Here is an 11,272-nt window from a genome sequence, read left to right as displayed (position 1 = left end):
GGTCACCATGGATTTTGCACTTACCGACGAGCAGCGAATGCTCGAAGAGACACTGACACGCTTGGTGGCCGACCAGGTCACCCCCGAGCAGCGCCGTGCCATGCTGGAAGCGCCCGCCAAAGGCGCCAGCCCGCTGTGGCGCACCTTTGCCGAGCTGGGCCTGCTGCACATGCCGTTTAGCGAAGACGTGGGCGGGCTAGGCGGCGACGGCACCGATCTGATGATTATTATGCAGGCGCTAGGACGCGGCTTGGTTCCTGAAGCTTACCTGTTTGGCCTCGTTATGCCCGGTCAGTTACTCGCCCTATGTGCCAACCCCACGCAGCAGGAGCGCTGGCTTGCTCCGCTGTTGGAAGGTGAACACCAGCTCGCTTTTGCTTGGCAAGAGCAAAACGCCCGCTATGATGCCTTCGATATATCGACCCAGGCGAGCCAGCAAGAGGGCCAGTGGCAGCTTAACGGGTGTAAAGATGTGGTCATCAACCTAGACAATGCCACCGCCACGCTGGTCAACGCCCAACTGCCCAGCGGCAAGATCGGGCTGTTCATCGTGCCTGCCAATACCCAAGGCACCACGGTACGCACCTATCGCACTATGGATGATCAGCACGCCGGTGACCTGACGCTGAATAACGTGACGCTGCCGCTAGAGAACTGCTTAAGCGAAGACGTCAGTGACGCGCTGGCAGCGGTGCTGGCGCTAGGCCGCGCCGCGCTGTGTGCCCAGGCCATCGGCGCCATGGAAACCGCCTGCGACCAAACGTTGGCCTACTTGAAAGAACGCAGGCAGTTTGGCCTGCCGCTGGCCACATTTCAGTCCCTACAGCATCGCATGGTGGATATGCACCTGCACCTAGAGCAGTCGCGCTCCATGGCGATTCTCGCCGCCACCAGCCTCACGCTGCCTGCTAACGAGCGGGACTATAAAATCGCCGCGGCCAAGGCGTACTGCGGCGAGTCCGCGCGCTTTATCGCCGAACAGGCCATCCAGCTGCATGGTGGAATGGGCATGACCGACGAGTGCTTCGTGGCCCACTACGCCAAACATCTGGTGATGTTCGATCACTACCTGGGCGACAGCGACTATCACCTCGAGACGGTGAGCGAACAGCTCGACGCCGCTTAAGGAGCAGCGCATGACCAGCGAAGCAACGCCTTTAGTGCGGGTTAACGTCTCCGAAGGCGGTATTGCCGAACTATTCATTGCGCGCCCAGCGGTGCGCAATGCCCTCAACGAGCCTACGGCCCTGGCGCTGAATGAGGGATTAGCCAACGTAGCAGCTGACCCGAAGGTGCGCTGTGTGATTCTCAGCGGTGAAGGCAGCGCCTTTTGTGCCGGTGCCGATGTAGCGGAATTCGAGAAGGCCACTACTGCGCCCGCCAGCGAACGGTTAGCCACCCTTTTTCTTCCAGCACTGCGCAGCATGATGACGATGGAAAAACCCGTGATTGCGGCGGTCAGCGGTGCCGCTGCGGGGATTGGTGTTTCCTACGTGTTGGCCAGTGACATGGTAGTCATGGGCCGCTCGGCTTACCTGAAACTGGCCTTTATCAATATTGGCTTGATTCCCGATGGCGGTGCGTGCTGGCACTTGGTGCGCAAACTAGGCCACGCCCAGGCCTTCGAGATGGCGGCGCTAGCTACCCCAATAGATGCCGAGCGCTGCGTGGCGCTGGGCCTGGCTAACCGAGCGGTGGAAGATGATCAGGTGCTAGTCGAAGCCCGCGCGCTGGCACAGGCGTTGGTGACGCAATCCCCCCAAGCGCTGGGGGCAACGAAGCGGGCCATGCGACAAGCGGGGAATCTAACGCTCGACGAGACCATCACGCTCGAAGGTGAGCTGCAGGATGCGTGTAAGGCCACCGAGGATTTTCACACCCGCGTGGCCGTCTTTCGTCAACGCCGCCGCAAGTGATCTAGTGCCTGCTGATAATCCGCTCGCAGCGTGGCGACCTCATCGGCCACGCTGTTCAGTGTGATAATAACCCCCACCCCTTGCCCGGCACCCCAAATATCCCGCCACGCTTTGGCTTTGCTGCTGCCGCCTGATCCATAGCGCATGGCGTTTTTGTCACCCTCAGGCAGTGCCTCTGGGTCCAGCCCGGCCAGCTCGATGCTTTGGCGCAGGTAGTTACCGTGCACGCCGGTAAATAGATTGGTGTAGACGATATCCCCCGCGGCGGCTTCCAGTACCATCTGCTTGTAAGCCGGTTGGGCATTGGCTTCCTGGGTGGCAATGAAACGTGTGCCCATATACACCATGTCCACGCCCAGCGCCTGAGCGGCGGCGATCTGCTCGCCTTTGGTAATCGCCCCGGCCAGCACCAGCGGGCCATCGTAGAACTGCCTAACCTCCGCCACAAAGGCGAAGGGGTTGAGCCGCCCCGCATGGCCGCCTGCGCCATGGCAGACCAAAATCAGCCCATCCACCCCGGCCTCGATGGCTTTTTTGGCGTGCCTGATCGTGGTCACGTCATGAAACACCAGGCCGCCATAAGCGTGCACTTGCTTGACCACTCGGTTGGGCGCATGCAGGCTGGTAATGATCAGAGGCACCTTGAACTCAGCGCATAGCGCTATATCGTGCTCCAGGCGATCATTGGTGGGGTGCACGATCTGGTTCACCGCAAACGGTGCGGCGGGTTGTTGCGGGTGCTGAGCGTTATAGTCGTCCAGCGTCTCGGTGATCTGCTGCAGCCACTCCCGAAGCACTTCCGCAGGCCTGGCGTTCAGCGCAGGAAACGCGCCAATGATGCCCGACTGACACTGGGCAATCACCAGCTCAGGGCCAGAAACGATAAACATGGGAGAGCCGATCACCGGCAGCGTCATGGAGGCAGTCAGTTGGGTTAGCATACGTGGCTCATTATCATTGTTTGGAAGCCCATCAGCGTGAAAACCCCAAAAAAGGGGTTTTAAAGCATGGCCAAAATAGTTGGCATGGCCGGAACAGCCCATAGCGGGGGTCTTTCGCCAGGGCAGGTAACACGTTCCTGACGTTAGCAGCATTCCCGCCATCCATGGCGGTCAGAAGCGAAAGTAGCGCCCAAGGACGGGTTGACAGCGCCCCCGCCTAGGGCTATTCCGGACAGCCTCCTAAACTTACAGCTTGCTTTCCAGCTCCGGCAGAATCTCGAACAGATCCCCTACCAGGCCGTAATCGGCCACCTGGAAGATCGGCGCTTCGTCGTCCTTGTTGATCGCCACGATCACCTTGGAGTCTTTCATGCCCGCCAAGTGTTGAATCGCGCCTGAAATACCCACCGCAATGTACAGCTCCGGCGCAACGATCTTACCGGTCTGGCCCACCTGCATGTCGTTGGGCACGAAGCCGGCATCCACCGCCGCACGAGAAGCGCCAATGGCTGCCCCCAGCTTGTCGGCAATGCCGTCGAGCAGCTTGAAGTTCTCGCCGTTGCCCATGCCGCGGCCGCCGGAGATGACGATCTTGGCGCCGCCGAGTTCGGGGCGGTCGCTCTGCGCCAGCTCTTGCTTGACGAAGCGCGATTGGGCGTTGTCGACGACCACGTCCACCGCTTCCACGCTGGCGCTTCCGCCACTTCCCACTGCGTCGAAGGCAGTGGTACGCACGGTGATCACTTTCAGCGCGTCGTCGCTTTTCACCGTCGCGATGGCGTTACCGGCGTAGATCGGACGCAGGAAGGTATCGGCGCTGTCGACACCAATCACGTCCGATAGCTGGCTGACGTCTTTCAGCGCCGCTAGGCGCGGCAGGACGTTCTTACCCGTGGTGGAGGCGCTGGCCAGTACGTGGGTATAGTCGCCCGCCAGCTCCACCAGCAGCGCGCCCATGGGCTCGGCGAGCTGGTGGGCGTACACGGCGTTGTCCGCCACGCGCACTTTGCTCACACCGTCGAGCTGGGCGGCCGCGTCGGCGGCGGCCTGGACGCCTTCACCGGCCACCAGCACGTCGATGTCGCCCCCAATGGCTTGGGCCGCTGCGACGACGTGGGCGGTGGCGCCCGCTAACTGACCTTCATGCAGGTCGGCAAGTACCAGAATGCTCATGAGATCAGCTCCTTTTAAAGCACTTTGGCTTCGTTTTTCAGTTTGTCGATCAGCTCGTCCACCGAGGCGACTTTGATGCCGCCTTTGCGCTCGGCGGGGGATTCCACTTTGAGCAGCGTGACCTTGGAGGCCACCTCGACGCCGTAGTCGGCGGGGGTTTTGACATCCAGCGGCTTTTTCTTGGCCTTCATGATGTCCGGCAGTTTGGCGTAGCGCGGCTCGTTGAGGCGTAGGTCGGTGGTGACGATGGCGGGCAGCGTGAGGGCAACGGTTTGCAAGCCGCCGTCGATTTCACGGGTCACGTTGACCTTGTCGCCGTCTACGGCCACTTCCGACGCGAACGTGCCTTGCGGCAGGTTGGTCAGCGCGGCGAGCATCTGGCCGGTCTGGTTGTTGTCGGTGTCGATGGCTTGCTTACCGAGAATCACCAAACCGGGCTGCTCGTCGTCCACCACCTTGGCCAGCAGCTTGGCCACCGCCAGCGATTCGGCGCGCTCGTCGGTTTCAATGTGGATGGCGCGGTCGGCCCCTAGCGCCAGCGCGGTGCGCAGCTGCTCTTGGGCGGCCTTGGGGCCGACCGTGACGGCCACGACGTCGGTGGCCACGCCCTTCTCTTTCAGGCGCACCGCCTCTTCCACGGCAATTTCGCAGAAGGGGTTCATGGCCATTTTGACGTTGGTAAGGTCCACATCGGAATGGTCCGCTTTGACGCGGATTTTGACGTTGTAGTCGATGACGCGTTTCACCGCGACGAGGATTTTCATAAGGCATGCTCCAGCGATTGAACCATCAGCTTCTCAGTTTATATTCCGCATAGTAAAACTATATTTCACTTTATAAAATCACAATAAAAAAACGCCTGCTAAAGGTCAAGCGTTTCATGCTACCTACCGCCTTAGAATGGCGACCAACCAAACCATAACGCTAACAGCGGGATCACCGTGACCAAAAAGCGGCCATTCCAACGGTAGCCAATGCGGGTGGCGGGCACGCGGGTAAAGCGCGAAAGAATTAGCATCGACGCGGTCATGGGCGACGACATCAGCGCCAGCGCCCAGCCCACCATCAACGATGCCCCGATCAGCGCAGGCGACAGCCCCTCGATGCCCAGCGTGGGTAACAGGCCAACCAACAACGTCACCGTGACAATCGGATTGACACCTATTTGCGCGAGCCCCACCACCATCAGCATCGCCAACACCGCGTTGAATGCGCCTAGCGGGCCAAGCACTGCCAGTAGCGGCGCCAGTTGATGAGTATCCACCAAGCCTACGCATACATGCCCCAAATAGCCTGCCGCTCCCAGCACCACGATTTCATTGGCACTGGGAGACAGCAACCAAGGGAGCTGACGATGGACCGTCGTTATGGCGGCAGGCAATCCACCATAGCCTAGCCTGCGACGCTGCCAAGCCAGCCATAAAAGCGCCCCGCTAGGCGCGCCAAGCAGCGCGGCAATGGGTAGTCGTACATCCAGCAGCCACGCAATGGAAAACACCAGCGCGACAATACCGATTAGCAAAAAGCCAAACTGCGCCAATGGGCGCAACGAAGGAGTGACATAGGTTTTATTGGCGGGTGGATGCGGGCCGGTGACATAGTCCACCATCCAGCCCGCCATAAAAATCAGTGCGGCGGCCCCTAGAATATAGGGTGCCAACTGTGGCCAAGTGACCTGGGGAAGGCTGGACAGCACCACAGCCACCCCGATGCCCATGGGCGAGATCAGTGGTGCCAGCGAAAATCCACGCAGTAGCGCCAGCATCATACGTCGCTGGCGGGCCTGCTGTACCCAGGTGCGGCCCTGGGCGGCGCTCAGGGTATTGCTCTTTTCGATCATGGCGGCAAACAGGTTGAGCACACCAATGTTCAGAATGATGCCGAACAGCGCCGAGCCCAGCGATAGGATCGGATAACGGCGGCTGGGGGGCTGCAACAGCATGCTCTGCCCACAGCGGCGCACTAGGCGGGAGCGGTAGGCAGGTAAACGCAGCATGCTGAGCGCCACCACGAAGGTGGCAAAAAAGGCAAAACGCCCACTCGCCTCGAATAGCAGCTGGCCGGAGGTTGGCGAGCGCCATAGCGCGAGCAGCGTGAGAACGCCGGCAGCACACAGCAGCCCCTTGGCCATACGGGTGAGTTGACCTTTTAGGGTGGCCAAATAGAGCAGCAGCGCCACAACGCCTACGGCTTGCCACGCAACGCTGCCACCGACCAAATGAATCAGCGTGGCAAGCGTTACCAGTAACAAACAGGAAACCCGCAGACGGGCTGGACTCACTCGCTAGGCTCCCTCAACTGCGGGTCGGGAGTACCTTGCGAGGATTCGCTGCCGCTACGGCGACGAAAAGAGCCTTCTCCCATAGCGACAAGGTTGCCCCGTTCATCCACGATCTCACCGCTGGTCATGAAGGTTTTTTGCCCGCCGCCGCGCAGCGTGCCCGTCGCCCGCAACACGCCTTGCCGAGCAGGGCCCACGAAGGTGGTCGTTAGTGATAGCGTCATCCCGCGACGAATATTCCCCGGCACATCGCAGTGCAGGCCCGCCAAGCTTAGGGCGCTATCCAGCATCGAGGCCAGCACACCGCCGTGTACATTGCCGCTGCGGTTCAGGTGCTTGGGCTCGATGGTGAGCTCCACCACCGCGCGCCCCTCTTCCCACTCCACGACGTGCATGCCCAGCAATTCGTGATAGCCCATCAGCGCCTGGGGTGTGGTTGAGCCACCGTTGCTGTCTACGCCGCTCATAAAGCGCTCTCCCCTTGGGCCAGGTCGCGCAGTCGACCCTTGAGAATCTTACCACTGGCGGTGGAAGGCAGCGCATCCATGAAGACGATCTGGGTAGGCCGCTTATAGGGTGCCAGCCGTTCGGCAATGAATGCTTTGAGCTCTGCCAACTCGACGTCGATGCCCGGCTCACACTGTACGAACGCCACCACCTCCTCATTGCCTGCCACCTGCCGCCCCACCACGGCGGTTAAGGTCACCGCCGGGTGCTCGTTGATCACCGCTTCCACATCCGGCGGATAGATATTAAAACCCGAGCGAATAATCAGCTCCTTACTGCGACCCACGATATAGAGCTGATCATCGTGATCCAGCTTGGCAATATCGCCGGTATTGAGCCAGCCATCTTCCGTTAACGTGGCGCGGGTGGCGTCCGGCTGGCGGAAGTAGCCCTTCATAATATTGGGGCCACGCACCCATAGCTCGCCCACCTCATCGCCTGCCTTTTCTGACGTGCCGCTGCTGCCTAAGGGCTCTAACCGATACTCCAACAGCGGCAGCACGCGGCCCACGGTGCTGCTCTGATGACGATCATCGATGCGGGTTTGGCTAATCGTGGGGCTGGCTTCGGTGAGGCCGTAGCCATTATGAAGCGTTAACCCAAAGACGGCTTCCACGCGAGTTTTGGTATCGCTATCCAGCGGCGAGCCGCCTGCCGACATATAGATAAGCGCGGGCGCTTCTAATGCACGCTGCTCACGCTTCAAATACTCCAGGGCGCGAGCGTACATGGCGGGCACGCCCTGAAGAACGGTAATGCGCTCCTCTTTGAGCGTTGCCATCAGCTGTGCCGCATCGAAGCGAGGCACGGTGTAAAGGCACGCGCCGTTATACAGCGAGCCCATACACACCGATGAGAGGCCGAACACATGGGACATGGGCAGCACGCCGTACACCCGCTGCCCTTCACTCAGATGGCGCATGCCACCAGAAATAGAAGCGATATAGAGAATGCCGCGATGGGTGAGCATCACGCCTTTCGGTGTGCCGGTGGTGCCTGAGGTGTAGATCATCGCGGCGACCTGCTCGGCACCACTGGCGTGAACGGGCTCAGGTTCGCTCTCGAAAAGCGGTGAAATCGCTAGGCCGCCGAGCTGCGGATGCTGGTAGCGATCGGCCGCATGGCGCTCGGAGTGCTGGCTCGCCTCTTGAGAGGCTTCGCAGGTGTAAAACACCCGGCGCGGTAGGCAGTTGCCCTGGATCAAATCCACTTCCTGAGCGGAGAGTCGCGAATTGACAATCGCGACCCAAACGTCCATTTCACTAGCGGCCAACAGCAGTACCACCAGGGCACGACAGTTTTCACTGACCGTCATGATACGATCGCCGGGCCGTACGCCGAGATTGGCTAACCAATCGCAGGCAGCGTAGACCTCTTGCCCCAGTTCGGCGTAGCTCCAGCGAATACTGCCATCCACCAGCGCGGGATGATCCGCTAAACGTTTCGCATTTTCCAGCACGCGGGTGCTCAAGCGCTCGGGGAGTTCTGCTAACAGCTCGCTGGCCTGACGGCCAAAAATCATCTCGTCTGGCGCTTGGTAAGGGACCGACAGAGCCATTAGGACGCCTCCCGCACCATGTTCCGGGCAATCACCAGCTGCTGAATTTGTGTGGTTCCTTCGTAAATACGGAACAAACGCACGTCCCGGTAGAAGCGCTCGACGGCGTATTCTGACATGTAGCCCGCACCGCCGTGCACCTGCACGGCGCGATCCGCGACGCGGCCGACCATTTCGGCGCAGAACAGCTTGCAGCAGGAGGCCAGTGTTGAGACGTTTTCGCCATCATCCTTGCGCCGTGCGGCGTCCATCACCATGGTTTTGCCTGCGTAGGCTTCGGTTTTGCTATCGGCCAGCATGGCCTGCACCAGCTGATGCTCCGCCAGCGGCGCACCGAACTGCTTACGCTCCATGGTGTAGCGCAGCGACTCGTCGACCAAGCGCTCGGCCACGCCCACACACACCGCAGAGATATGCAGGCGGCCACGATCCAGCACCTTCATGGCGGTTTTAAAGCCTTGTCCCTCTTTGCCGCCAATGATGTTGTCAGCCGGTACGCGACAGTTATCGAAGATGATGTCGCAGGTATGTGCGCCCTTTTGGCCCATTTTGTTATCCGCCGGGCCGCGGATCAGCCCCGGCGTGCTGCCTTCGACGATAAAAGCAGAGATACCGCCCGCGCCTTTGTTGTCTGGGTCGGTACGCGCCATCACGGTGAACAGGTCGGCTTCTGGGCCGTTGGTGATATAGCGCTTAGTGCCATTCAACACGTAGTAGTCGCCATCGCGCACGGCGGTGGTGCGCAAGCTAGCCGCATCGGAGCCAGAGTCCGGTTCGGTCAAGCAGAACGAGCTGAGAATCTCGCCGGTGGCCAAGCGCGGCACGTATTTGGCTTTCTGCTCGTCAGTGCCATCGATCAAAATCCCCTGAGCGCCGATGCCATTGTTGGTACCGAATACCGAGCGGAACGCGGGAGACGTTTTGCCGATCTCCATGGCCACCAACGCCTCTTCTTCCATGGTGAGTCCTAACCCGCCGTACTCTTCAGGAATGGATAGCCCAAACAACCCCATCTCCTTCATTTCCGACAAAATTTCGGCGGGCACTGCATCCTCTTCGGCCAGCCGCGCCTCATTGGGAATTAAACGCTCCCGGACGAAGCGGGCAATGGTATCAACCAACTGATTCAACAGTTCGGGATCACGGATCATAACGGCTCCTGGTGGCAACGATATTTTTATGGTTGGCGTTCGCGCGGGCAGTGAGGCCTGCCATAGTTCTGCATGGCGAAACTAGCGTTCATTCTCTTGTCAGGCACTTTTGCATAGCCTAGGATGGCAGTCAATAAACGAAATGCTATTTTGCAATGCAGAATAAAAATACTAGCAGCGAGGATGTTGACCTATGGCTTATGACGCAGTCGCCCATTCATTCAAAACGCTTGGTATCGTCGGCACGGGAGCCATGGGGAGAGGCATTGCCCAGCTCGCCGCGCAGGCAGGCCTCGACGTCATGCTATTCGATGTCAAAGACGGCGCGGTGGCGGAAGCGACTGCCTTTATTCATGGGTTATGGCAGCGCAGCGCCGACAAGCAGCGTATTACTCAAGCCCAAGCCGAGCAGTACGGGGAGCGATTGATCGAAGCACGCGACCTCGCGGCCCTCGCCCCCTGCGATATCGTCGTTGAAGCCATTATCGAGAAGCTGGAGGCCAAACAGGGACTGTTTAACGATTTAGAGAGCATCGTTCGCCAGGATGCCGTACTGGCCACCAACACCTCTTCACTCTCCGTTACTGCCATTGCAGCGGCCTGCCAGCACCCAGAGCGCGTGATTGGCTTCCACTTTTTCAATCCCGTTCCGCTGATGAAAATCGTCGAAGTGATTCCGGGGTTACGTACCGCTTACGATGTCACCCAGCGGGTCGATGCCTTGGGTACTGCGATGGGCCACTTCACGGCCCAGGCCACTGACACGCCCGGGTTTCTGGTCAATCACGCCGGGCGCGCCTTCGGTACTGAAGCGTTGCGCATTTTGAGTGAGAGCGTAGCCGACCCCGCTACCATCGACCGCATCATGGTGGATCAAGGTGGTTTTCGAATGGGGCCGTTTACCCTGCTGGACCTGACAGGCCTGGATGTTTCCCATGCAGTGATGGAGTCGGTGTACCACCAATATTACGAAGAGCCGCGCTTTCGCCCGTCACCCCTCACCCGCCAGCGGCTCTCAGCAGGCTTGCTGGGACGCAAAACCGGTGAAGGCTTTTATCGCTACGTGAATGGCCAGCAACAGATGCCGGAAGAACCCGCCATTGCGTCGACCCCACCTTGCCCCGTGTGGATCAGCCAAGACGACCCGGGTAGCGCCACGCAGCTTGCCGAATTGGTTACCACAGCGGGCTGGCCACTAGAAAGTGCGGCTCAGCCCTCTTCAGAGGCGCTGTGCCTGCTGACACCGCTGGGCGAAGACACCACTCAGTGCGCGCTGCGCCAAGGCTTGAATGCCGAGCAGTGCGTCGCGGTGGATATGCTGGCGGGGCTGGATAAACGCCGCAGCCTGATGGCCTCCCCCATTACCCGCCCCGATCTGATCGATGCCGCTGCCAGCCTATTAAATGCTGATGGCACCCCGGTCAGCACGCTTCAAGACAGCACCGGCTTTGTGCTGCAGCGGGTGGTGGCATGCATCGTCAATGTGGGCGCCGATATCGCTCAGCAAGGCGTCGCAGCCCCCGCCACCATCGATCGCGCGGTGGAGCTTGGCTTGGGCTACCCGTTTGGACCGCTGCACATGGGCGACCACTACGGCGCTTCGCGCATCCTGACCATTTTGAACAACCTATTGGAGGCCACCGGCGACCCCCGCTACCGCCCCAGCCCGTGGCTGCGCCGCCGCGCCGCGCTGGGTATGCCGCTGACCGACGGGCCAAGAGGCTGACACATCTCAGTGTCAAATA

10 protein-coding genes are annotated in these 11,272 nt (G+C 60.2%); 3 read left to right on the top strand and 7 right to left on the bottom strand.

Going from position 1 to position 11,272, the window contains the following annotated elements:
- The first annotated feature begins 7 nt into the window (after positions 1-7).
- Entirely contained in the window at positions 8-1,126 is a 1,119-nt protein-coding gene (locus FRH_RS14385) for an acyl-CoA dehydrogenase (RefSeq protein ID WP_281997068.1), read from the top strand.
- A 10-nt stretch (positions 1,127-1,136) separates the two neighbouring features.
- Positions 1,137-1,916, top strand: a complete 780-nt coding sequence (locus tag FRH_RS14380) for an enoyl-CoA hydratase/isomerase family protein (RefSeq protein ID WP_281997067.1) — start codon at positions 1,137-1,139, stop codon at positions 1,914-1,916.
- Here FRH_RS14380 and FRH_RS14375 read toward each other — a convergent pair.
- The 7 genes from FRH_RS14375 to FRH_RS14345 form a co-directional block, all read right to left on the bottom strand.
- On the bottom strand, positions 1,898-2,857 hold the full coding sequence (locus tag FRH_RS14375) for a nitronate monooxygenase family protein (protein WP_153843295.1): 960 nt from the start codon (positions 2,855-2,857) through the stop codon (positions 1,898-1,900). The genes FRH_RS14380 and FRH_RS14375 overlap by 19 nt on opposite strands.
- Before the next feature lie 246 nt (positions 2,858-3,103).
- Positions 3,104-4,030 (bottom strand): FAD-binding protein, encoded by a 927-nt coding sequence (locus tag FRH_RS14370; RefSeq protein ID WP_281997066.1) that lies wholly within the window; start codon positions 4,028-4,030, stop codon positions 3,104-3,106.
- A gap of 14 nt (positions 4,031-4,044) precedes the next feature.
- A complete protein-coding gene (locus tag FRH_RS14365) occupies positions 4,045-4,794 on the bottom strand; it encodes an electron transfer flavoprotein subunit beta/FixA family protein (protein WP_219863663.1) in 750 nt (249 codons plus the stop codon).
- Positions 4,795-4,925: 131 nt separating this feature from the next.
- Complete coding sequence (locus tag FRH_RS14360; protein WP_219863661.1) at positions 4,926-6,311, bottom strand: hypothetical protein; 1,386 nt, start codon at positions 6,309-6,311, stop codon at positions 4,926-4,928.
- The gene (locus FRH_RS14355) at positions 6,308-6,778 is read right to left on the bottom strand and encodes a PaaI family thioesterase (RefSeq protein WP_139528498.1); all 471 of its coding nucleotides are present in this window, start codon (positions 6,776-6,778) and stop codon (positions 6,308-6,310) included. Before FRH_RS14355 ends, FRH_RS14360 begins: the two co-directional genes overlap by 4 nt.
- Positions 6,775-8,376, bottom strand: coding sequence for a class I adenylate-forming enzyme family protein (locus FRH_RS14350; RefSeq protein ID WP_219863659.1), 1,602 nt, complete (start codon positions 8,374-8,376; stop codon positions 6,775-6,777). The genes FRH_RS14355 and FRH_RS14350 overlap by 4 nt, the downstream gene beginning before the upstream one ends.
- Positions 8,376-9,527 (bottom strand): acyl-CoA dehydrogenase family protein, encoded by a 1,152-nt coding sequence (locus FRH_RS14345; protein WP_153844029.1) that lies wholly within the window; start codon positions 9,525-9,527, stop codon positions 8,376-8,378. The genes FRH_RS14350 and FRH_RS14345 overlap by 1 nt, the downstream gene beginning before the upstream one ends.
- A gap of 193 nt (positions 9,528-9,720) precedes the next feature.
- On the opposite strand from FRH_RS14345, the gene FRH_RS14340 reads away from it, so the two are divergent.
- Positions 9,721-11,253 (top strand): 3-hydroxyacyl-CoA dehydrogenase, encoded by a 1,533-nt coding sequence (locus FRH_RS14340; protein ID WP_281997065.1) that lies wholly within the window; start codon positions 9,721-9,723, stop codon positions 11,251-11,253.
- Positions 11,254-11,272 lie beyond the last annotated feature (19 nt).

The sequence above is a fragment of the Halomonas sp. A020 genome (assembly GCF_027943625.1).
Classification (GTDB): domain Bacteria; phylum Pseudomonadota; class Gammaproteobacteria; order Pseudomonadales; family Halomonadaceae; genus Vreelandella; species Vreelandella piezotolerans.
Note: the sequence above shows the minus strand (reverse complement) of the source record. Positions and strands in the feature narration are given on the sequence as shown.

Coding starts and splice junctions, on each gene's coding strand:
- FRH_RS14350 (WP_219863659.1), bottom strand. CDS start 8,376: ATGGCTCTGTCGGTCCCTTACCAAGCGCCAGACGAGATGATTTTTGGC.
- FRH_RS14355 (WP_139528498.1), bottom strand. CDS start 6,778: ATGAGCGGCGTAGACAGCAACGGTGGCTCAACCACACCCCAGGCGCTG.
- FRH_RS14375 (WP_153843295.1), bottom strand. CDS start 2,857: ATGCTAACCCAACTGACTGCCTCCATGACGCTGCCGGTGATCGGCTCT.
- FRH_RS14345 (WP_153844029.1), bottom strand. CDS start 9,527: ATGATCCGTGATCCCGAACTGTTGAATCAGTTGGTTGATACCATTGCC.
- FRH_RS14380 (WP_281997067.1), top strand. CDS start 1,137: ATGACCAGCGAAGCAACGCCTTTAGTGCGGGTTAACGTCTCCGAAGGC.
- FRH_RS14340 (WP_281997065.1), top strand. CDS start 9,721: ATGGCTTATGACGCAGTCGCCCATTCATTCAAAACGCTTGGTATCGTC.
- FRH_RS14385 (WP_281997068.1), top strand. CDS start 8: ATGGATTTTGCACTTACCGACGAGCAGCGAATGCTCGAAGAGACACTG.
- FRH_RS14365 (WP_219863663.1), bottom strand. CDS start 4,794: ATGAAAATCCTCGTCGCGGTGAAACGCGTCATCGACTACAACGTCAAA.
- FRH_RS14370 (WP_281997066.1), bottom strand. CDS start 4,030: ATGAGCATTCTGGTACTTGCCGACCTGCATGAAGGTCAGTTAGCGGGC.